Annotated in this window: 22 protein-coding genes; 16 read left to right on the forward strand and 6 right to left on the reverse strand. The window is 63.5% G+C overall.

Going from position 1 to position 20,379, the window contains the following annotated elements; genetic code table 11:
- From VQ044_RS07385 to VQ044_RS07420, 8 genes are all read left to right on the forward strand, one after another.
- The coding region (locus VQ044_RS07385) for an oligopeptide/dipeptide ABC transporter ATP-binding protein (protein WP_331827657.1) at positions 1–233 on the forward strand (233 nt) is incomplete at its 5' end.
- The gene (locus VQ044_RS07390; RefSeq protein ID WP_327646203.1) at positions 230–1,252 is read left to right on the forward strand and encodes an ABC transporter ATP-binding protein; all 1,023 of its coding nucleotides are present in this window, start codon (positions 230–232) and stop codon (positions 1,250–1,252) included. The genes VQ044_RS07385 and VQ044_RS07390, both read left to right, overlap by 4 nt.
- Positions 1,252–2,367 carry an ABC transporter ATP-binding protein gene (locus tag VQ044_RS07395; protein ID WP_327646204.1) on the forward strand — a complete coding sequence of 372 codons (1,116 nt, stop codon included), beginning with the start codon at positions 1,252–1,254 and terminating at the stop codon, positions 2,365–2,367. Before VQ044_RS07390 ends, VQ044_RS07395 begins: the two co-directional genes overlap by 1 nt.
- A 2-nt stretch (positions 2,368–2,369) precedes the next feature.
- Positions 2,370–3,875 (forward strand): ABC transporter substrate-binding protein, encoded by a 1,506-nt coding sequence (locus VQ044_RS07400; RefSeq protein ID WP_327646205.1) that lies wholly within the window; start codon positions 2,370–2,372, stop codon positions 3,873–3,875.
- A 64-nt stretch (positions 3,876–3,939) separates the two neighbouring features.
- On the forward strand, positions 3,940–4,884 hold the full coding sequence (locus VQ044_RS07405) for an ABC transporter permease (RefSeq protein ID WP_442872880.1): 945 nt from the start codon (positions 3,940–3,942) through the stop codon (positions 4,882–4,884).
- Between the two features lies 1 nt (position 4,885).
- Positions 4,886–5,794 (forward strand): ABC transporter permease, encoded by a 909-nt coding sequence (locus VQ044_RS07410; protein WP_327646208.1) that lies wholly within the window; start codon positions 4,886–4,888, stop codon positions 5,792–5,794.
- A 330-nt stretch (positions 5,795–6,124) separates the two neighbouring features.
- Positions 6,125–6,883, forward strand: a complete 759-nt coding sequence (locus VQ044_RS07415) for an endonuclease/exonuclease/phosphatase family protein (RefSeq protein ID WP_327646209.1) — start codon at positions 6,125–6,127, stop codon at positions 6,881–6,883.
- Between the two features lie 65 nt (positions 6,884–6,948).
- Positions 6,949–7,887 (forward strand): lysylphosphatidylglycerol synthase domain-containing protein, encoded by a 939-nt coding sequence (locus VQ044_RS07420; protein WP_442872882.1) that lies wholly within the window; start codon positions 6,949–6,951, stop codon positions 7,885–7,887.
- Here the strand turns inward: VQ044_RS07420 and VQ044_RS07425 are convergent.
- Positions 7,870–9,300, reverse strand: a complete 1,431-nt coding sequence (locus VQ044_RS07425; RefSeq protein WP_327646211.1) for a phospholipase D-like domain-containing protein — start codon at positions 9,298–9,300, stop codon at positions 7,870–7,872. The genes VQ044_RS07420 and VQ044_RS07425 overlap by 18 nt on opposite strands.
- 195 nt (positions 9,301–9,495) lie before the next feature.
- Positions 9,496–10,377, reverse strand: a complete 882-nt coding sequence (locus tag VQ044_RS07430; protein ID WP_327646213.1) for a LysR family transcriptional regulator — start codon at positions 10,375–10,377, stop codon at positions 9,496–9,498.
- Between the two features lie 127 nt (positions 10,378–10,504).
- Between VQ044_RS07430 and VQ044_RS07435 the strand changes: the two genes are divergently transcribed.
- Positions 10,505–12,004: a CoA-acylating methylmalonate-semialdehyde dehydrogenase gene (locus VQ044_RS07435; protein ID WP_327646214.1), complete on the forward strand. Its 1,500-nt coding sequence runs from the start codon at positions 10,505–10,507 to the stop codon at positions 12,002–12,004.
- Positions 12,005–12,193: 189 nt separating this feature from the next.
- Here VQ044_RS07435 and VQ044_RS07440 read toward each other — a convergent pair whose 3' ends face one another.
- Positions 12,194–12,640 (reverse strand): MarR family winged helix-turn-helix transcriptional regulator, encoded by a 447-nt coding sequence (locus VQ044_RS07440; RefSeq protein ID WP_327646216.1) that lies wholly within the window; start codon positions 12,638–12,640, stop codon positions 12,194–12,196.
- 214 nt (positions 12,641–12,854) lie between these two features.
- Between VQ044_RS07440 and VQ044_RS07445 the strand changes: the two genes are divergently transcribed.
- Complete coding sequence (locus VQ044_RS07445) at positions 12,855–13,265, forward strand: dihydrofolate reductase (protein ID WP_327650897.1); 411 nt, start codon at positions 12,855–12,857, stop codon at positions 13,263–13,265.
- 30 nt (positions 13,266–13,295) lie between these two features.
- Here the strand turns inward: VQ044_RS07445 and VQ044_RS07450 are convergent, their stop codons facing one another.
- From VQ044_RS07450 to pabB, 3 genes are read right to left on the reverse strand one after another with little or no spacing between them, the layout of a single operon-like run.
- On the reverse strand, positions 13,296–14,159 hold the full coding sequence (locus tag VQ044_RS07450) for an aminotransferase class IV (protein ID WP_327646218.1): 864 nt from the start codon (positions 14,157–14,159) through the stop codon (positions 13,296–13,298).
- On the reverse strand, positions 14,140–14,736 hold the full coding sequence (locus tag VQ044_RS07455) for an anthranilate synthase component II (protein WP_327646219.1): 597 nt from the start codon (positions 14,734–14,736) through the stop codon (positions 14,140–14,142). Before VQ044_RS07455 ends, VQ044_RS07450 begins: the two co-directional genes overlap by 20 nt.
- The gene (gene pabB / locus VQ044_RS07460) at positions 14,736–16,115 is read right to left on the reverse strand and encodes an aminodeoxychorismate synthase component I (RefSeq protein WP_327646220.1); all 1,380 of its coding nucleotides are present in this window, start codon (positions 16,113–16,115) and stop codon (positions 14,736–14,738) included. The genes VQ044_RS07455 and pabB overlap by 1 nt, the downstream gene beginning before the upstream one ends.
- A gap of 274 nt (positions 16,116–16,389) precedes the next feature.
- On the opposite strand from pabB, the gene VQ044_RS07465 reads away from it, so the two are divergent.
- From VQ044_RS07465 to rlmH, 6 genes are all read left to right on the forward strand, one after another.
- A complete protein-coding gene (locus tag VQ044_RS07465) occupies positions 16,390–16,683 on the forward strand; it encodes a hypothetical protein (protein WP_327624510.1) in 294 nt (97 codons plus the stop codon).
- A gap of 217 nt (positions 16,684–16,900) precedes the next feature.
- Positions 16,901–18,142, forward strand: coding sequence for a TadE/TadG family type IV pilus assembly protein (locus VQ044_RS07470; protein ID WP_327646221.1), 1,242 nt, complete (start codon positions 16,901–16,903; stop codon positions 18,140–18,142).
- A 4-nt stretch (positions 18,143–18,146) separates the two neighbouring features.
- On the forward strand, positions 18,147–18,665 hold the full coding sequence (locus tag VQ044_RS07475; RefSeq protein WP_327624512.1) for a TadE/TadG family type IV pilus assembly protein: 519 nt from the start codon (positions 18,147–18,149) through the stop codon (positions 18,663–18,665).
- Positions 18,666–18,799: 134 nt separating this feature from the next.
- Entirely contained in the window at positions 18,800–19,285 is a 486-nt protein-coding gene (locus VQ044_RS07480; protein WP_327646222.1) for a TadE/TadG family type IV pilus assembly protein, read from the forward strand.
- Positions 19,286–19,372: 87 nt separating this feature from the next.
- A complete protein-coding gene (gene rsfS, locus VQ044_RS07485; protein ID WP_442872881.1) occupies positions 19,373–19,822 on the forward strand; it encodes a ribosome silencing factor in 450 nt (149 codons plus the stop codon).
- Between the two features lie 51 nt (positions 19,823–19,873).
- Entirely contained in the window at positions 19,874–20,356 is a 483-nt protein-coding gene (rlmH, locus tag VQ044_RS07490) for a 23S rRNA (pseudouridine(1915)-N(3))-methyltransferase RlmH (RefSeq protein ID WP_327646223.1), read from the forward strand.
- The last annotated feature ends 23 nt before the right edge of the window (positions 20,357–20,379 follow it).

Below are 20,379 nucleotides of genomic sequence, written 5' to 3' on the forward strand. Positions count from 1 at the left end.
TGTATCTCGGCCAGATCGTCGAGACCGGGACTCGCGATCAGATTTTCTCCAACCCCCGGCATCCCTATACCCGTCGGCTGATCGAAGCAGTCCCGGTGCCGGATCCGACGCGGCGGCGGCCGCATTTTCCTCGCCTCGACCAGGAGATCCCGAGCCCCGTGAGGAAGCTGGGCGATGCGCCGGCGCGATTGGTGCTGGTCGATCGCGGCGCCGGCCATCTGGTGGCGGCATGAGCCAGGTCAGCGCCATGTCATCGGCAGATTCCGAAACCGTCCTGACGCTCGAAAACTTTGCGCTGCGCTTCCAGCCGGGCAAGAACCTTGTCGATGGTGTCGGCTTTTCCGTCCGCCGCCGCGAGACGCTGGCGATTGTCGGCGAATCCGGCTGCGGCAAGAGCGTCACGGCGCTCGCCTTGATGGGGCTTTTACCGGTGCCGCCAGCTCAAATCGTCTCGGGAACTGCGCTGTTCGAGAACAAGGACCTGTTTGCGATGGGCTCAGCCGAACGGGCTAATCTGCGGGGCAATCACATTTCGATGATCTTCCAGGAGCCGATGACCTCGCTGAACCCGGCCTTCACTGTCGGTGATCAGATCATCGAGGGCATCCGTCGGCATCGAAAAATCGGCAAGGCAGCGGCGCGGCAGGTCGCGCTGGAGATGCTGCGCAAGGTGCGCATTCCGGCGCCCGAAAGCCGGCTCGATGCCTATCCGCACCAACTCTCCGGCGGCATGCGCCAGCGCGTGATGATCGCGATGGCGCTCGCTAATGCGCCGCAGCTTCTCATCGCCGACGAGCCGACGACGGCGCTCGACGTGACCATCCAGGCGCAGATCCTGGCTCTGATCGACGAGTTGCGGCGCGAAACCGGCACGGCGGTGATCCTGATCACCCACGATCTCGGGGTCGTTGCCGAAAGCGCGGACCGGGTGGCGGTGATGTATGCCGGTCACGTCGTCGAGACCGGCCCGGTCGCCAAGGTCTTCGGCGATCCGCAGCATCCCTATACGATTGGCCTCATGGGGGCGATCCCGTCGTTGGGCACCCGCGTCGCACGTCTCGCAACGATTCCCGGCACCGTACCGTCGATCGAGCACATGCCGGACGGCTGCCGCTTCGCGCCCCGCTGTCCATTCGCGCAAGAGCGCTGCCGTGTCGCCCCGCCGCCGCTCGACGTCGTTGGTGGAAACGATGACCACAGAGCCGCCTGCTTCTTCGCGCCGATCGAAAACCATTTCGCGGAGGTCGCCTGATGGCCGGTGTCTCTCCCATCCTGGAAACCACCGACCTTGTGAAACATTTCGGCGGGGGACGGCAATGGTTGAAGCGCTCACCGTTGGTGCAAGCGGTGAACGGGATTTCGATCCGCGTCTTCGAGGGCGAGACGCTGGCCGTCGTCGGTGAATCCGGCTGCGGCAAGTCGACACTCGGCCGTCTGCTCATCCGTCTCCTGTCACCGACCTCCGGCGACGTGATCTATCGCGGGCGCAATCTCGGCAATCTGTCTTCGACCGAGATGCGCAACCTGCGTCGCGAGCTGCAGATCGTTTTCCAGGATCCATTTGCCTCCCTGAACCCAAGAATGAGCGTTGCCGACATCGTCGGCGAGCCGATCTGGCTGCACGAGGCCCTGTCCACGGCCGAACGGCGCGACCGTGTGCTGGAGATATTCGAGATCGTGGGCCTTCGCCCCGACATGGCCGACCGTTACCCGCACGAATTCTCAGGCGGCCAGCGCCAGCGCATCGGCGTCGCACGGGCATTGGCGGCGAAGCCCACGCTGATCCTCGGCGACGAGCCGGTCTCGGCCCTTGACGTCTCGATCCAGGCGCAGATCGTCAATCTGCTGGAAGAGCTGAAGGATCGGTTGAGGCTGACGCTCGTCATCGTCGCTCACGACCTCGCGGTCATCAAGCACATGAGCGATCGGGTCGCGGTGATGTATCTCGGCGAGATTGTCGAGCTCGCCACGACCGAGGACCTCTACGCCGACCCGCTCCACCCCTACACGCGGGCACTTCTGGCGGCGATCCCACAGGCGAGCGCGGCGGCCAGAGGAACGATCGAGCCGCTGGAAGGCGATGTTCCGAGTCCGACGGCGCCTCCCTCCGGTTGCCGGTTCCACACTCGTTGCCCGCATGCGCGCCCGGTCTGCTCGGTGGAATCGCCGGTCCTCGAGGCCGTCGGCGCCAGCGAGCGCCGGGTCGCTTGTCATTTCTGGAAGGAGATTCAGGATGCTGGCGGCAGCCCGCGGATCATCGCACGGCAAAGCGAGCCACTGAAGCGACGACTTGCCCTCTTCACCGCGTGCCAGACTGGCCGCGCTGAACTGACCACCCCTCTTACCGCAACCGAACAGGGAACCTGACCATGAAGACCTCGATGAAACTGGCGCTGTTCGCCACGGCGTTGTTGACGTCGACCTCCGCCTACGCCCAGGCGTTTCGCATAGGTCTGGCGGAAGATCCGGACGTGCTCGATCCCGACCGCGCCCGCACCTATGTCGGCCGCATCGTCTTCACCTCGCTCTGCGACAAGCTGGTCGACATCACGCCGAAGCTTGATTTCGTGCCGCAACTGGCGACGGAATGGTCGTGGAACGACGACAAGACGGCGCTCACCTTCAAGCTGCGGGACGGCGTCACCTTCCACGACGGCACGACATTCGATGCCGAGGCGGTCAAGGCGAATATCGAGCGCTCGACGACACTCTCGGATTCCAACCGCAAGAGCGAACTGAACGCGGTCGAGAGCGTCACCGTCGACGATCCGCTGACGGTAACGATCAATCTCAAGCATCCCGACGCGCCGTTGCTCGCCACGCTTTCGGACCGCGCCGGCATGATGATGTCGCCGCAGGCCTTCGCCGAGGGCAAGGAATTCTCGCAAGCTCCGGTGTGCTCCGGACCTTACGAGTTCGTTCGCCGCGTCCAGAACGACCGGATCGAGCTGAAGAAGTACGAAAACTATTGGAACGCCGCCGAGTATCCGATCGAGGCCGTAACCTTCCAGCCGATCACCGACGCTACCGTGAAACTCGCCAATCTGCGCGCCGGCGACCTCGATATGCTGGAGCGCCTCGCTCCGTCGGACGTGCCGTCGGTCAAGGACGATACGAGCCTGCAATTCGTGCCGGTCACCGGCCTCGGCTACGGGTCGATCCGCTTCAACGTCAACAATGGCGATAGGGCGAAGCAACCGATCGGCGCCGACAAGCGGGTGCGCCAGGCGTTCCAATACGCCGTCGGCCGCGACATCATCGATCAGGTCGCGGGCAATGGGATCTTTCCCCCGGCCCAGCAGCCGTTCCCACCGTCGAGCCCGTTTCTGAGCGACAAGTTCCCGGTCACCGAGCGCAATCTCGACAAGGCCAAGGAACTCCTGAAGGAGGCGGGCGTCGAGAATCCGTCCTTCGAACTCGTCTTCGGCACCGGCTCGGCCAACCAGCAGCTCGCCGAACTGATCCAGGCGATGGCGGCGGAAGCGGGCTTCCAAATCAATCTGCGCGCCACCGAGTTCGCGGCCATGCAGCAGGAGATGGAGCAGGGCAATTTCGATGCAGCGATCATCAACTGGTCCGGCCGTGTCGATCCGGATGGCAATATCTACACATTCGTTGCCTGCGACGGAAATCTCAACGACTCGAAATACTGCAACGAAGAGGTCGACAAGAATCTCAATGCGGCACGACTCGAGACTGATGTCGCCACGCGAAAGCCGCTCTACGATGCCGCGCAGGCGATCCTGCAGGACGATCTGCCGCTGATGTACACCTACTATCAGCCCTGGCCCTTCGTGCTGGCCACGAACGTCAAGGGCTTCGAGCCCTATCCCGACGGCATGATCCGCCTGAAGGGCATGAGCGTCGAGAAGTAGGCCCAGGCACACCGCGACCGGCGGCGGGCGAGGATCGCCCGCCGCCTCTTTCATGGAGCTTTTCATGGGCCAGTTGATCCTCAGGCGCATCCTCGTCGCCATCCCGACGATCATCATCGTGTCGATGCTGGTCTTTGCCCTGCAGAAGCTTCTGCCGGGCGACCCGGCGCTGATGATCGCCGGCGAGGAACGCGATCCCAAGGTGGTGGAGTTCATTCGCGAGAAATATCGCCTCAACGACCCGCTGCCCGTGCAGTATGGCGCCTGGGTGACGCAGATAGCGCAGGGCGATTTCGGCACGTCGCTCCGCACCGACGTGCCGGTGACGACGCTGATCGCCCAAAAGCTGCCGGTCACCATCCAACTCGCCGTCATGGCCATGATCGTCGCGATACTGGTCGGAGTTCCCGCCGGCATATTAGCGGCCGTTAAAAAGGGCACGATCACCGACTATCTCGCCAACTTCTTCGCCTTGTCGGGCTTGTCGATTCCGAACTTCTGGCTCGGAATCCTCCTGATCTTTCTGGTCTCGGTGCAACTCGGCTGGCTACCGGCGTCCGGCTATGTTTCGCCGGCGCGCGATCTCGGGTTGTCGATCAAGACCATGCTGATGCCGGCGTTTGTCCTGGGCACGGCCCTTGCAGCGACCTTGATGCGCCACACGCGCTCGGCGATGATCGAGGTCCTGGGCGCCGACTATATCCGCACGGCGCGGGCCAAGGGTCTTTATGAGCGCACCGTGATCATGAAGCACGCGATGCGCAACGCCCTGGTGCCGATCGTCACCTTGATGACGCTGCTCTTCGGCGAACTCCTCGGCGGCGCTGTGCTGACCGAGCAGATCTTCTCCATCCCCGGCTTCGGGAAGCTCGTCGTCGACGCGGTGTTCACGCGCGACTATGCCGTCGTCCAGGGCATTGTCCTGTGCACCGCGATCGGCTTCATCGTCATGAATCTCCTCGCCGACGTCGTCTACATTCTGATCAACCCGCGGCTGAGGGGCGCCTGACATGTCCGATGCGCTTCCGATCACGGCCGCAGACGTCAAGGTGCCGGAGATAAATGCCCCGGACGCGGCGTTGCCGAAGGCCGGAAACAGGGCACTGAAGAAATTCCTTGCCAGCAAGGCGGCGATCTTCGGCGGCCTCGTCGTCCTTGTCTTCGTAGCGGTCGCGATCCTCGCGCCGCTGATCGCCACCGACGACCCGTTGAAGACGAGCTTCCTGACGATCCGCAAGGCGCCGTCGCTGGCGAATTATTTCGGTACCGACGAACTTGGGCGCGACGTCTTCAGCCGCATGGCCTTCGGCGCTCGGGCGTCGTTGCTGGCAGGCGTCGTGTCCGTGGCGATCGCGGTGGTCGTCGGGGTGCCCTTGGGCATCCTTGCCGGCTTCTTCGGCGGCTGGACCGACATGGCGATCTCGCGGGTCGCCGACGCGCTCCTGTCGATCCCCTTCCTGATCCTCGCCATCGCGCTCGCCGCCTTCCTGGGACCGAGCCTCACCAATGCGATGATCGCTATCGGCTTCTCGCAGACGCCGATCTTCATCAGGTTGGCGCGCGCGCAGACGCTGTCGGTCAAGTCTGAGGACTATGTCGAGGGTGCCGAGGCGATCGGCTTGCCGAATCGGTGGATCTTGATCCGTTACGTCTTCCCGAACATCCTGCCGCCGCTGATCGTCCAGGCGACGCTGACCATCGCGACCGCCATCATCGCCGAGGCCAGCCTGTCCTTCCTGGGGCTTGGCCAGCAGCCACCTGACCCGTCTTGGGGTTCGATGCTCAACACGGCGAAAAACTACATGGGCCAGGCGCCCTGGATGTCGATTTTCCCCGGCGTCGCCATCTTCCTTCTTGTCCTGGGATTCAATCTCCTCGGGGACGGTTTGCGGGACGCGCTCGATCCGCGTCAGAGCTGATCAGCCTTTATACCAACCTGCGGTGATAGGAACCCATTCGACCGGGACGATCGCCGCAGGTTGGTATGAGGCCGCCAGGAGCCGCCCAAGTGACGTGCGGGCCGGTTTTATCGATCTCGGCTGCCTATCGGGTCTTCGTCGGCGGTGTTACGGCATCTGCAGCGCGGCAATTGCGTCTCGGCGGACAGGCTTTCTCCCTTTTCGGGAAAGGCCAGCGCCATATCTCGGGATGTCTAGTCAATCGTTCGGCCAGTCTTTCGGTCGGCGCGTGAGTCGGACAGGTGATTTGACATTGGACGAGAACCTTGAGGTCGGGCGGTTGCGGCATTCATGATCCGCCTCCTGTCCTACAACATCCACCGCTGCATCGGGACGGATCGCAAGCTGTCGCCGGAGCGGATCGCCGAGGTCATTGCCGAGTGCGACGCGGATATCGTCGCGCTTCAGGAGGTCGATGTCGGCCGCAGGCGGACGGGGGCGGCCGATCAGGCTGCTGACATCGCGCGCCTCCTCGGCATGATGACCCACTTCCATCCGGCGCTCACCGTCCAGGAAGAACAGTATGGCGATGCGATCCTGACGCGGCGTCCGTCACGGTTGATGCAAGCCGGGCCGCTGCCGGGACTTGCGGGGCGGCCGAATCTGGAGCCCCGTGGCGCGTTATGGGTGTCCGTGGATGTGGCGGGAAAGGAGTTGCAGGTGATCAACACCCATTTCGGTCTCAATGGCGGCGAACGCTTGCGTCAGGCCGAGACCGTGCTGGGCGACGATTGGCTGGCGCATCCCCGGTGCCAGGATCCCGCTGTCCTGATAGGCGACTTTAATGCGGTCCCACGGTCCCGAGCCTACCGGCGGTTGGCGCAAGATCTGTCGGAAGCCCGCCATCTGGCCGGGAATTGCGATCCGGGCGCGACCTTCCCGAGCCGGCTGCCGCTACTGCGTATCGATCACGCCTTCCTGCGTGGCGCCGTCTCCGTTCGATCCGTGAGGAGCATCCGGACGCCGCTGACGCGGATCGCGTCCGATCACCTGCCGCTGCTGCTCGAACTCGAGCTGACACCGCTGCCGCCCGCCAACGGAGCCACCTGATGACCGACACCGTCAACGAGGATCGCGCAGTTGCGGGATCGGATGAAGACTCGCAGGGCGACGCGATCTCGTGGCGCATATGGCTGATGCGCGGGATGGTCGTGGCGGGAATGCTGCTGGCGGGTTGGCTGCTCTACCGCACGCTCGGTCGCTACAGCTTCGACGAGCTTGTCCAATCTGTCACGTCGTTTCCGCTCGGTCGGCTCGCGAGCGCCGGACTATTCGCCGCCGCGAGCTATCTTTGTCTCACCGGCTTCGACGCCCTCGCGGTTCGTTACGTCGGCAAGCGCCTGGCTTATCCGCGTGTCGCGCTTACCTCGTTCGTCTCATTGTCATTGGGGCACAGCATCGGCTTCGCCGGCCTCAGCAGCGGTGCGATCCGCTACCGTTTTTATTCCAGATGGGGCCTTTCGGCCGGAGATGTTTCCAAGATCATTCTATTTTCGGGAATGACGGTCGGGGTCGGCCTGGCTACGCTCGGCGGGGTGTCGATCCTCTTACGCCCGGCGCTGGCGGCCAAGCTGATCGGTGTCTCGCAACCGCTTGTCCTGGCATTGGGCATCGGATCCTTGGCTGCGACAGCGCTCTATCTCGTTGCTGCGGCCTTCGTCAAAGGCCGTCTGCGCATCCGGAAATGGACGCTGGAGATGCCCGATCTTCGGCTTGCGCTGGCCCAGGTCGCTGTCGGCAGCCTGAATTTCGCACTGGTGGCGGCATGCCTTCACCAAGCGCTCAGCGCGGTGACCGAGATTCCCTATCTGACCGCCGCCACGGCGTTCGTTCTGGCCAATATGGGCGTCCTCATCACGCATGTGCCCGGCGGGCTCGGCATTATCGAGGCCGTGGTTATGTACCTGCTGCCGCAGGCCAACGTGATCGGGGCGCTTCTGGTCTTCCGCTTCGTCTATTTTCTCGCCCCGCTCGTGATCGGCAGCATCGTGTTCGCGGTGACCGAACTGGTCTGGCGCGGCAAAGCACCGACGGATTCACCGTCCGGCCGATGATCCCCGCTTGTGCCACAGCCAGCTTGACAGGTTGAACGGCCGGGTCGGGTCGAGCAAGCTGGTGAAGGGAATGCGCCGCGACGGTCCGCGATCCGACATCGCCGCGAAGGGACGGAGCCGTCCGGCATCATTCAAGCGGTCGATCGCCCGGACCAGCGATCCCTCCGCCGCGATCGCTTCGGCGACACGTGGGGGATCGACTGCAAGATGTTCGCCCACAAGCTGGTTTCGTAGCCGCTCGATCGCCTGGCGGGACGGCGTGTCGTTTGCCTCGACGCCGATATCGCATTCGGTGTCGAGGCCGAGCGAGCGGTTGTTGAGATTGGAAGAGCCGACCCTGAGAAAGCTGTCGTCAACGACGATCAGCTTGGCGTGGATCAGGATTTCAGCGTCATCGCGGCTTCCATCCGACAGCGGATAGAAGACCCGCAGCCGCTTGAACCGATCGGCCTTGCGCAGGCGGCGAATGAGCCGATCGCGATTCAAGCCCATGGCGATCTGTTCGATGAAACCGTTGAGGGTCTGTGTCGTCACGATCACGATTTCGGGGCCGTCGGCTCGCGCCAGCGCCTTCGCCAGGATGCCGGCGACCATCGGTGCCGCGAGATATTGCGTCTCAATGTAGATGGTATGCCGCGCGGCCGACAGCGCGTCGGCGATCAGTGCCGCCACCTCATGCACCGGTGAATGCCCGTTCCAGCCGGGCAGGGTACAGGCGACGCCGAGGGGAACGTCTTCGAAGACGGGAACCACGTCCTTCGGCCAGAGGTCGACCCGGTCGCTCAGTGGGGCAAGGTCTTCCTTCGTCGCTCGGCACCAACGCAACCGAGCGATGTCGGCCACCTGCGCCGCGGCATCCGAATCGACCACCATCTGCATGTCGTGAACCGGCCTGTAGTTCTCGCCATCGGCACGGCGTGCCGGATCGTCCGGCGCATGACCGGGACTGTCCCAGCGCTCGACGGTGAGGTCGATGCCCCCGGCGAATGCCAGGCTGTCGTCGATGCTGACGATCTTCTGGTGATGCGCGGCATAGAGCGGGTGATCGCTGTCGAGACGCACCGAAATGCGGGGGTGGTCTTGCCAGTCCGCGCCGAAGATCAGATCCATCGAACTGCCGGGCGCGTGCGCCAGCGCCACGCTCCACACGAGGATGCGGACTTCCAGGTCCGGGTTGGCTTCCACCAGCTCCCGCAGCAGGGGACCCAGGGCATCGTGCCCATTCCCGTCTTCGTCGCGCCGCAAGTGAATATGCCCGTCGAAATCCCAGCCGACGATGAAGATCGACCGCCGCGCCATGCGCAGAGATTCCGCGAGACGCGGAAAATATTCGCTGCCATCGACCAGAAGCGCGGCGCGGCGGGTGAGCGTGACATCGCGGCAATTGCGCCCCGCCTTCAGAATCCGGGTCACGGGTTTGCTCGTTTGGCCGGAAGCGATAGATTGTCCTGTGTCGTCGAGATACTGCATGAGTTCCTGAGCCGTGCCATTGTCCGCTTCGCTCATAACAGCCGCTGCGCCCTCTGCCATCCCGGATGCGCCATTTTCAGCGATTTGCAGTGAAGCTCCGATAGTCAGCCATGACATCGGTTCTCTCGCTGGGATCGATCATGCGAAGGCGGAGCGGTCCGCCGCCACGATCTCGCGGATGAAATCCGCCACGGCGGCGATGCGGCGGACGTCCCGGACGCTCTCGTGATAGACCAGCCAGTAGGCCCGGTGGATGGTCTGCTCCGGCAGCACGCGGACAAGGTCCGCGCGCCCAGCGGCCATGAAGCCGTGCAGAATGCCGATGCCGGCGCCGGCCGCCACCGCCTCGGTCTGGCCCAGCGCGCTCGACACCTCGAAACGCGACGGCCACTCGGCGGTGATGTCGCCGTAATAGGCCAGTTTCGAACTGTACAAGAGGTCCTCGACGGCGCCGACAAGGCGGTGAACGGTGAGGTCCGCGAGCGTGCGCGGCTCTCCCCGTTCGGCGAGATAGGCCCGGGCGGCGTAAAGCCCGAGCGCATAGTGGGTGAGCTTGGCGGCGACGAGACGCCCGGTCTCGGGTCGTTCGATGGTGATGGCGATGTCGGCTTCGCGGCGCGAGATCGAAAAGGCGCGGGGCACCGGGACGAGTTGCACGGTGAGGTTCGGATGGCGCTCGGTCAACCGCCAGAGTCGGGGGGCGAGGAACGCAGTGCCGAAGCCGTCCGGCGCGCCGACGCGCACGGTGCCAGACAGCGCGATGTCGGTGCCACCGACTGCGGCCCGGGCGGTCAGCATGGCCGCTTCCATCCGTTCGGCCTGTTCCAGAAATGCCCGGCCGGTGTCGGTGAGTTCGCAGCCGTTCGGCCGGCGGATGAGAAGCCGGGCGCCGAAGGCCGTCTCCAGCGCTGTCAGCCGCCGCCCGACGGTTGCGTGGTTCAGTTCCAGCCGCCGCGCGGCGGCCAGAATCTGCCCGGCCCGCGCCACCGCCAGAAACAGCCGGACGTCATCCCAATTCATGCCCATTCGCTCCGCTCCGGCCTGATGGACGTTACTTTTCGCACAATGGATGCGCGATGCGAAGGATTGGCTTTTCGCCCGCGCCGCGCGAGATAGACGGCAAGGCGAATTCATGAGGAGGAACGACATGGAACAGATCGGTCATTACATTGGCGGCAAGCGCATAGCCGGCACCAGCGGACGCACCGCCGATGTCTTCAACCCCGCCACCGGCGAGGTCCAGGCCAAGGTCGCGCTGGCGAGCGCCGAGGAGCTTCGCGCCGCCGTCGAGAACGCCAAGGCGGCCCAGCCGGCTTGGGCGGCGACTAATCCGCAGCGACGCGCCCGCGTGATGATGAAGTTCGTCGAACTGCTCAATCGCGACATGGACAAGCTCGCCGAGGCGCTGTCGCGCGAGCACGGCAAGACCATCCCCGACGCCAAGGGCGACGTACAGCGCGGGCTCGAGGTCGTCGAGTTCTGTATTGGTCTTCCGCATCTTCTGAAGGGCGAATTCACCGAAGGCGCCGGCCCCGGCATCGACATCTATTCGATCCGCCAGCCGCTCGGCGTCGTCGCCGGCATCACCCCCTTCAACTTCCCTGCGATGATCCCGATGTGGAAGTTCGCGCCGGCGATCGCCTGCGGCAACGCCTTCATCCTGAAGCCGTCGGAGCGCGACCCGTCGGTGCCGATCATGCTCGCCGAACTGATGGTCGAGGCGGGGTTGCCGGAGGGTATTCTCAACGTCGTCAATGGCGACAAGGGCGCGGTCGACGCGATCCTCGACGACCCCGACATCCAGGCCATCGGCTTTGTCGGCTCGACCCCGATCGCCCAGTACATTTATTCGCGCGGCTGCGCCAACGGCAAGCGCGTCCAGTGCTTTGGCGGCGCCAAGAACCACATGATCATCATGCCCGACGCCGACATCGACAAGGCGGCCGACGCGTTGATCGGCGCCGGCTACGGCGCGGCTGGCGAGCGCTGCATGGCGGTCTCGGTCGCGGTGCCTGTCGGCGAGGAGACCGCGAACCGGCTAGTCGAAAAGCTGATCCCGAGGGTCGAGGCGCTGAAGATTGCCCCCTATACGGCCGGCGACGACGTCGACATGGGACCGCTGGTCACCGGCGAGGCGAAAAAACGCGTTCTGGGTCTCATCGACAGGGGCGTCGAGGAGGGCGCGAAGCTCGTCGTCGACGGTCGCGGCTTCAAGATGCAGGGCTATGAGGACGGGTTCTTCGTCGGCGCCTGCCTGTTCGACGACGTCACCCGCGACATGGACATCTACAAGACCGAGATCTTCGGCCCCGTCCTGTCGGTGGTGCGCGCCAAGAACTACGAGGAAGCCCTGTCGCTGCCGATGGAGCACGAATACGGCAACGGCGTCGCGATCTACACCCGCGACGGCGACGCGGCACGCGACTTCGCCAGCCGCATCAATATCGGCATGGTCGGCGTCAACGTGCCGATCCCGGTGCCGCTCGCCTATTACACCTTCGGCGGTTGGAAGGCCTCCGGCTTCGGCGACCTCAACCAGCATGGCCCGGACGCCTTCCGCTTCTATACGCGGACCAAGACGGTCACCCAGCGCTGGCCGTCGGGCATCAAGGACGGTGCCGAATTCAACTTCAAGGCCATGGGCTGATCGCGATATCAAAGCCGTGCATGCGAACGGGCGCCCAAGGGCGCCCGGTTTGCGTCGAGACGTCTGTGCGGCGGAAACAGCCGCAGCCGCGCAGTGGTCAGAATATTTCGAAGCGATAGACGCTGCGATGGCGATAGGTTTCGCCGGGGCGAAGCATCGATCGGCGACGGCGGTTTCGCGGCCTTCGAATTAGCGGAGTCGGCGCAGTTTCTGAGCGAGAATTTCACCGACATGCATCAGAGACCGGTTGAGCGCGACGAGATCCCCTGACGGGATGGAAGTCGCCAGATCGTCTTCCAGACGGTGCCAGATATCGCGAATGGCGACCTGCGCCTCCTCGCCCATCGGCGTCAGTTGAACCATGGTCTGTCGGGCGTCTCGGATATTGGGCGTCCGCGCCACCAGCCCTCTATCGATCAGCCTGTCGAGCATCTTCGACACCGTGGAAGGTCGGACCGACAACCGGTCGGCAAGCATCGACACGCTCGTCGGATTGGCCGGGTCGAGGCTGTCCAGCAATTGATCTTGGCCGGGATGAAGACCAATTTCGGCCAGCAGCAGCGCCTGAAAGGCGCGTGTCGATTTCGCAATCGAAAGAAGCGAGGGGAGGATGGCCAATGACTGGCCGGCATCCATTCTGGCTTCCAATACAAGGGGGACTGTTATGTTCATATCCATGCCGGTTTATTGACCGATAGCCGGCCATCAATCTTTTAACTAGTTTATGAACGAAACCGAAATCGTAAGGGTTCCTTGTCGGCGCCTCTTGGCGAATTTTTTCGCCTGAGGCTTGCCGGGTCGGACGCGGCGGCGGCTTTGCCCAAAATGCTGACACGGAAGGAGTGGACAAATGGCGGATGTGCGGGTCATCTGCGCGATCGGTCGCAGCGGACAGCTTGGCCTGGGCGGGCAGTTGCCGTGGGAGGGACAGCCAGAGCGGGTCTTTACCGAGGACGTCGAGCGCTTTTTCGAGATCACCCGCGGCCATGTGCTGATCGCCGGACCGAAGACGGTCGCCTCCTTTCCGAGCTTTGCCAGGAACGACCGGGTCATCGTCGAGATTCGCTCGTCGGACCATCCAGAAGAGGTTCTGTCCCGCTTTCCCGACCGCGTCGTTTATGTTGGGGGAGGGCCAGCCGTCTGGGATGTCTACGCGCCTTATGTCCGGCACTGGGACATCAATACGCTGCCCTATGACGGCGAAGCCGACACCTGGTTTAATCCCGCCTGGCTCGTGGCGGCCGGCAACCGGCGCGGCTGAGCCATGCGGCCGAGTGGAGCGCCGTCTCCGTCAGTGCGGCTCGACGACGGCGCTCAGCGCCCGCGGATCGATGCCGCATTCGCCTGCGATCGCCTGGCATAGCCCGATCATCAAAGTGGTGAGAGGACCATCCGGCTGTCCGATGTTCGACGGATCGAGCGTCGCGGGCGAGATCAGCCGCAGGCTGTTGGTCAGGAACACCGTGGCGCCCGCAAGATCGGCAAGCCCGAGCGAGCGTTCGCGAACGGCAAGGCCGAATTCTCCGGCATGAGCGAGAACCCAGCGGCGGGTGATCCCGTCGAGAACGCCGTCGGCGAGCGGCGGGGTCGACAGTTCCCCGTCCTTGAGCACGAAGACGTTGGCGAGCGCGGAGCACGCGACGCGATCCTTGGTGTTGAGGAACAAAGCCTCGTCGGCGCCCACCTGCCGGGCCGCGTGATTGGCAAGGACCGCATCGAGATACGCCAGTGATTTCACCCGCGTGGTGGGCGAGGTTTCATTGCGCCGGATCGAGGAAACATCCAGGCGGATCGTCGAGAACATCGCGCTCGGCGTCAGCGGCGCGGACGAGCCGAGAAGGGTCGGACGCGGGTCCGGGGGGAGGGCGATGCCACGTGGTCCCGGCCCGCGCGTGACCGTCAGCCGGATCGAGCCGTTGACCTGTCGCTCCGCCAGCGCGGACATGGCGGCTTGTATATCCTTTCGGGCCACCGGGATTTCCAGACGTCCGGCGGCGCCGGCAAGACGGTCGAGATGCTCGCCCATGCGGAACACCCGGCCGCCGAGAACCAGCGCCGTATCGAAGACGCCGTCCGCGAGGAGCAGCCCGCGGTCGTTCGCGGCGATCGCGCCGTCGCACGGGGCGAAGGCGCCGTTAAGCCAGATGTCGGTCATGCCAGGCCTCAGCGAGGGTCAGGAAGTTCTTAAAGATCAGTTCGCCCTGTTCGCTCAGCACCGATTCAGGGTGAAACTGGATGCCGTAGGTCGGGTCCGCGCGATGGGAAAGCGCCATGATCTCGCCTTCCGCCGAGCGCGCGTCGATGTGCAGGTTCTCCAGCATCACCGGTGTCTCCTCGACGATCAACGAATGATAGCGCCCCACAGTCGTCGGGCTTGGCATTGTCTCGAACAAGCCCGTCGCACCATGATGGAGTTCCGAGGCCCGGCCGTGCATCGGCTTCATCGCGCGAATCACGGTGCCGCCGAAGACCTCGCCGATCACCTGATGGCCGAGACAGACGCCGAGGATGGGAAGTCGCCCGGAAAACGCACGAACCAGATCGCGCGAGATCCCTGCCTCGGCCGGCGTGCAGGGGCCGGGGGAAACGATGATGGACGTCGGCTGCAACGCCTCGATGTCGGCCAATGTCAGCGAGTCGTTGCGCACGACCCGCGTCTGGCCGCCCAGGCGGTCGAGGTAGCGGGCGACGTTGAAGACGAAGCTGTCGTAATTGTCGATGACGAGGATCATCAGGGATTGTCCTCGAACGCCGCGAGGACGCGGGTCGCCTTGGTGAAGGTTTCTTCGTATTCGGCGGCCGGATCGGACAGGACGGTGATGCCGCCACCGGCGGCGAGGCGTGCCTTGCCATTGGTGAAGCTGACGGTGCGGATGGCGATGTTGAGATCCATCGCGCCGTCGAAGCCGAGATAGCCGATGGCGCCGCAATAGGGGCCTCGCGCGGTCTTCTCGATCTCGGTGATGATGTCCATCGCGCGGATTTTCGGCGCTCCGGTGATCGAACCGCCCGGAAAGGTCGCGGCGATGAGATCGCCCGGCGTTATGCCTTCAAGTAGGCGGCCGGTGACGACCGAGACGAGGTGATGCACCGACGCGTAGCTTTCCAGACCGCAGAGCACAGGCACCGCGACCGAATCGGCTTCGCAGACTCGCGACAGGTCGTTGCGCAGGAGATCGACGATCATCACGTTCTCGGCCCGGTCTTTCTCTGACGCCAGCAGTGCCACCGCGAGCGCCTGGTCCTCGGCCGGATCGGCCGCGCGTTTCGCCGTCCCCTTGATCGGGCGGGTCTCGACAGCGCGGCGATCGAGCTTGAGGAGTCGCTCCGGCGAGGACGAGGCGATGGCGAGATCGGGATAATCGAGAAAGGCACCGAAGGGGGCGGCATTGGTGCGCCGCAGCTTCAGATAGAGCTGAAACGGATCGAAGCCGTCCGGCAGGTGTGCCTCGAAGGTCTGGGCGATGTTGGCCTGATAGATATCACCAGCGAGGATGTAGTCGCGCACCCGTTCGATCGCCGCGTGATAGTCGGCGGCGAAGAAGTTCGAACGCCAGTCGAGAGCGGATGCCGGCGAGCCGGAGGGGGCGGATGCCGGGGTTGCGAGCGCCGCCTTGTACGCCGCGATCCGCGCATGTGCGTGACGCTCGCGGTTCGCCTCATCGGCGGGATGGCCGGACGCGATGATGAAAGCCCGATCGTCGACGAGGTCGAACGCAAGAATCGTGTCGTAAAGGTTGAGCCGCAGGCTCGGCAGCTCCGGATCGAGATCCGGAGGCGTTGCGAGCGGCTCCAGATGATGCGCGAAGTCGTAGCCGATGAACCCGATGGTGCCGCCCTGGAACGGCGGCAGGCCAGCGACCGTCTGTGTGCGATACTGCCGCAGGGTCGCGTCCAGCGCGGCCAAGGGGGCACCTTCGAGCCGGCATCCGTCCAGTATCGCGCCGCCCGCGTCGACGGCGAAGCGGGCGAAAGGCGAAGCGGCGACATAGGCGTAGCGGCCCAGCGTCGCGTGTCGCATGGCGCTGTCGAGAAAGGCGAGGCTGCCGAGCGGCCTCAGGCGGGCCGCCGCGACGTCCGGCGCCAGGGGATCGATCTCTTCGTAGACCATGACGGCAATTGCCCAGAAGCGCGTGCGCGCGTCAAACGGGGCCGCAGCCGCACTAACGATCGGGGTTGACCGCAACCCGAATGGGACAACGCATCGCGCTCGACCTGTCGTTCAGCCTTTCCCCACGGAATACGATGGGAGTGTCCGCATCAGCATACCGGGAAAAACGGCCACATGCCGGACCGGTGGCGAACACGCCTGCTTTATCACCCTTGGTGCCCGGCACCTGCTGCTCCAGATAGGGGTGAGGATCGTCATGTTATTGGAGGCAGTTATGCGCGCCACCATCCTATTGCTGGGCATTCTCGTCGGCCTTGCCGGCTGCAATGCCGGTACGCCCTATCCCAATCTATCGCCGATTGCCGGCGCGCAGGTCTCGGCGAACCCTAACTCACGGGGAACGGAGGCCTTCTGCCAGCAATATGGGCGCCAGACGGCGGGAAACAGTTACGAGGGCAGGATCGATCGGGACGAAGACAGCATCGGCGCGGATCTTCTCTATCGGCAGCAGGCGCGAGACGACGGCGCTGCAGCCTACCGACGCTGTCGCGCCGGTCGCGTCAACTGACGACCACCATCGCCTCCAAGGCCATGAAGGCGCTACCCTGCCGGTCTTGGCGGCGCGGCGTTAGACCGCTCTACGGCCGTTTTGTGGATGTTTCGATCGACGGCGGGCCGGTCGGAAACCTACCGCTACGTCGGATTAATCATGTTTATTTAAAGCGCTATTAATGCGTCCGCTGTAAATTGCCCGTGATTATCTGTCGGGTGAGAGCGTTATGCGTATGATCAAGAAATTCGCGGATAGCCAATCGGGTAATTTCGCGATCATGGCGGCATTGCTGGCCATTCCGTTGTTTGGAGCGATGGGGCTTGCCGTCGATTATTCGGCGGCGCTGAGCAACCGGAGCGTGATGCAGGACGCCGCCGACAGCGCTGCGCTGGCGACTGTGAAGGCGGCCGGACTGAAGTTCAGTAAATTGAGCGTATCCGAAAAGGCGGCGTTGATCGCCGAAGGCAAGTCGTTCTTCGCATCGAACGAACAGATCAACGCCGTTTCCGTGGCAATTTCTATCAACCAGGCCGAGCGCAGCGTCACGGTCACCGGTACATACGACTATCCGCTAGCGTTTCCGATCTTCGGGCAAAGCTTTCCGATGGAGGTATTGGCAAAGGCCGTCGTCGGACCCCTGCGGTCGAGCTACTGCATGATCGGCCTATCGCAAACCGCGTCGAAGGCGATTTCCTTCGGCGGATCGTCCGACTTTATCGGTCCGCAATGCTCGGTCCACTCCAACTCGATATCCAGCAGTGCGCTTTTCCAATCCGGGGCGGGTACCGCCAAGGCCAAGGATTTTTGCGCCGTTGGGGGCGGGTCGGGTCAATTCTCACCGAAGGTGACAGGTGGCTGCGATCCTTTGGAGGATCCCTATGCGGACCTGCCGATGCCGGCGAAAACAGGGACCTGCCTGTCCAGCAACGCATCGCTGGGCGACGGTGACTTCACACTCCAGCCCGGCCGCTATTGCGGCGGCTTGAAGGCTCCTTCCTCGGCCAATATCACGCTGGCGCCGGGGACCTACGTCATTTCCGGTGGCCCCCTCGATCTGTCATCCAAAGCCACACTTTCGGGCACCGGCGTAACCCTGATTTTTGTCGATGACCATTCGTATCCAAAGGTGAATGGCGGCGCCAATCTGAACATCTCTGCGCCGACGACGGGCACCTATGCCGGAATCGCAATGGCCGGACGCAGGGACATCGCCCCCGCCAAGGACGCCACGATTGCCGGCGGCGGATCGGTGAACATCAAAGGAACCGTTTATCTGCCGAAACACAACCTGAAGATCACCGGCAGCGGCGAATTGGGCATCGGCTCCGACCAGATGGCGTTGGTCGCCGATACGATATCCTTCACAGGAAACAGCACGACCACGCTTAAGATGACGTTGAATTCGGACTTCGACAAAGCCGGCTACAAAGGAGACCGGCTTGCGAAGGACTACTCCCCCTTGCTGGTGCAGTAAGGCCATGCCGCGTCTTCCCAAACTCACTCGGCTGCGGAACGATCGATCTGGTGCGACCATCGTCGAGTTCGGGTTGCTGGCGATGCCATTCTTGCTGATCGTCTTTGCCACGATCGAGACGTCGTTGGTTTTTCTCGGCGAATTGACCCTCGATCAGGCGGTCGCCCGTGTCAGCCGTACGGTACGTACCGGCGAGATCCAGGCTGCCAATCTATCGGAGGTGGATTTTCGCAAGCGGTTGTGCGGAAAGGTTGGGTTTCTTCTGGATTGTCAAAAACTCCAAATTGATCTCAAGTCCTATTCGAGCTTTGCGGCAATTCCTTCCTCGTCCCCGGTCAGTGGCGGGAATCTCGACACGACCGGCTTCAGCTATGCGCCGGGCGGTCCCGGTTCGATTGTCGCTCTCCGTGTCTATTACAAATGGCCGATCTACACGGACCTGATGCGTAAATATCTCTCGAATATGGGGGATGGGTCGCACCTCCTCGCGGGGATGGCGGCTTTCCGGACGGAGATGTTTTGATGCGGTTGTTCCGCTCGTTACACAGGCATTGGAAAACTGCCGGCGGGCCGTCTGATGGCGCCAGCGGCCGGCGTGGGAACCCAGGGCGAGGGCGCGCGGCCAAATTCCGGGGTGCGACGGGAGCTGTCGCTGCGGTGGAATTCGCCCTGATCGCTCCGATATTGCTGATGCTCTATATGGCCGGATCGGAAGTCGCCATGGCATTCACGCTCAATCGGAAAATCCAACACACCGCCAGTACGGTGAATGACCTCATCACCCAGGCCCCCGAAACGACCAAAGCCGAGATCGGCGCCATCTTCGCTGTCTCGTCCGCGCTGGTCGCCCCCTACGACGCCACGAAGGTCGCGATCAAGGTGACGGCGGTCAAGATCAATGCCGAGGGCGGCGCGTTCGTCAGTTGGTCCCAGGCAAGAGGGTCCACTCCCGATGCCTCCGGCGGGCCCTTCCAGTTGCCCGCCGACCTTGCCGGCCTACGCAGTCAGTCCCTCTTGGTCGCCTCGACGACCTACCAATATTTGCCGTTTGGAGGGTATGGATTGACTACGCCCTTTGAGATGGGGGGGACGTATTATCTTCGGCCCCGCGTCGGGACCGACGTCATTTGCACCGACTGTTAGGGTCGAATGACGTCGTTCTTATATCGGTGCGTCTTGAAACCGACACCAAAGACTGCCTACATTCAGTAGATCAGGGCCATTTCGGCACTGATTGTCTGCCCGTGGAAAGGGAAAACGACACTGAGACCTGCGGCTGAAGCGAAGGACGTCTTCGAGACCACTCCTTCTGACGCGCCCGCCACCGATGTTTCGGTCGGCCGGACTGCAATCGATCTCGTGATTTCGAGCCTGGAAGACTCGAAAGGCGAGGACATCGTTTCCATTGACATGAAGGGCAAATCGGCACTGGCCGATCACATGGTGATCGTCTCCGGACGATCGCATCGCCATGTGACGGCGGTCGCCGACCATTTGCTTCGCGATCTCAAATCCAACGGCTTCGGGATGGCGAAGGTGGAAGGCCTTCAAAACGGCGACTGGGTGCTGGTCGATACCGGCGACATCATCGTCCATATCTTCCGCCCGGAAGTCCGCAGCTTCTATAATATCGAGAAGATGTGGTCCGTCGGAGATGCCGGAGACGCGACGATCCATTGATCAGCGCGTCATTGTTGGAGTGAGGCTTCGGCCGAGGAAAGGGCTCGGCCGATGCGACTGACGATTGCGGCAATCGGGCGGATGAAAGCCGGCCCGGAACGGATGCTCGCGGACCGCTATCTCGACCGCTTGAAGAAAACCGGCGCGCCGCTGGGGCTCGATTACCAGGGGCTTTCCGAATATCCCGAATCGCGGCTTGGCACCGCACCCGAGCGCAAGCGCGAGGAAGCCGAGCGGCTGCGATCCTCGCTGGCGGAGGGCTCAATTCACCTCATTTTGGATGAGCGGGGCAAAACGCTCTCGTCGGAAGAATTCGCCGCCGCGATCGCCACGTTCCGCGACGACGGCCGCCGCGACCTCGCCTTGCTCATCGGTGGTCCGGACGGTCATGACGACGCCTTGCGGTCCGGCGCGAACCTCGTCCTCTCTCTCGGGCGAATGACGTATCCCCATCAGATCGCCCGCATTCTCGTAGCGGAACAGCTCTACCGCGCGGCGACGATCCTCGCCGGACATCCCTATCATCGCGCCTGACGAAACCGGTGTGAGACCGGCTT

Origin of the sequence: Aurantimonas sp. C2-5-R2, from assembly GCF_036549495.1 — a bacterium.
Lineage (GTDB): Bacteria > Pseudomonadota > Alphaproteobacteria > Rhizobiales > Rhizobiaceae > Aurantimonas > Aurantimonas coralicida_A.

What these genes read in the sequence shown, in the direction of transcription:
- VQ044_RS07430 (WP_327646213.1), bottom strand. Translation starts at nt 10,377, where the DNA reads ATGAATTGGGATGACGTCCGGCTGTTTCTGGCGGTGGCGCGGGCCGGG.
- VQ044_RS07440 (WP_327646216.1), bottom strand. Translation starts at nt 12,640, where the DNA reads ATGGATGCCGGCCAGTCATTGGCCATCCTCCCCTCGCTTCTTTCGATT.
- VQ044_RS07395 (WP_327646204.1), top strand. Translation starts at nt 1,252, where the DNA reads ATGGCCGGTGTCTCTCCCATCCTGGAAACCACCGACCTTGTGAAACAT.
- VQ044_RS07450 (WP_327646218.1), bottom strand. Translation starts at nt 14,159, where the DNA reads ATGACCGACATCTGGCTTAACGGCGCCTTCGCCCCGTGCGACGGCGCG.
- VQ044_RS07390 (WP_327646203.1), top strand. Translation starts at nt 230, where the DNA reads ATGAGCCAGGTCAGCGCCATGTCATCGGCAGATTCCGAAACCGTCCTG.
- VQ044_RS07410 (WP_327646208.1), top strand. Translation starts at nt 4,886, where the DNA reads ATGTCCGATGCGCTTCCGATCACGGCCGCAGACGTCAAGGTGCCGGAG.
- VQ044_RS07435 (WP_327646214.1), top strand. Translation starts at nt 10,505, where the DNA reads ATGGAACAGATCGGTCATTACATTGGCGGCAAGCGCATAGCCGGCACC.
- VQ044_RS07400 (WP_327646205.1), top strand. Translation starts at nt 2,370, where the DNA reads ATGAAGACCTCGATGAAACTGGCGCTGTTCGCCACGGCGTTGTTGACG.
- VQ044_RS07405 (WP_442872880.1), top strand. Translation starts at nt 3,940, where the DNA reads ATGGGCCAGTTGATCCTCAGGCGCATCCTCGTCGCCATCCCGACGATC.
- VQ044_RS07415 (WP_327646209.1), top strand. Translation starts at nt 6,125, where the DNA reads ATGATCCGCCTCCTGTCCTACAACATCCACCGCTGCATCGGGACGGAT.
- VQ044_RS07445 (WP_327650897.1), top strand. Translation starts at nt 12,855, where the DNA reads ATGGCGGATGTGCGGGTCATCTGCGCGATCGGTCGCAGCGGACAGCTT.
- VQ044_RS07470 (WP_327646221.1), top strand. Translation starts at nt 16,901, where the DNA reads ATGATCAAGAAATTCGCGGATAGCCAATCGGGTAATTTCGCGATCATG.
- VQ044_RS07475 (WP_327624512.1), top strand. Translation starts at nt 18,147, where the DNA reads ATGCCGCGTCTTCCCAAACTCACTCGGCTGCGGAACGATCGATCTGGT.
- rlmH (WP_327646223.1), top strand. Translation starts at nt 19,874, where the DNA reads ATGCGACTGACGATTGCGGCAATCGGGCGGATGAAAGCCGGCCCGGAA.
- VQ044_RS07455 (WP_327646219.1), bottom strand. Translation starts at nt 14,736, where the DNA reads ATGATCCTCGTCATCGACAATTACGACAGCTTCGTCTTCAACGTCGCC.
- pabB (WP_327646220.1), bottom strand. Translation starts at nt 16,115, where the DNA reads ATGGTCTACGAAGAGATCGATCCCCTGGCGCCGGACGTCGCGGCGGCC.
- VQ044_RS07465 (WP_327624510.1), top strand. Translation starts at nt 16,390, where the DNA reads ATGCGCGCCACCATCCTATTGCTGGGCATTCTCGTCGGCCTTGCCGGC.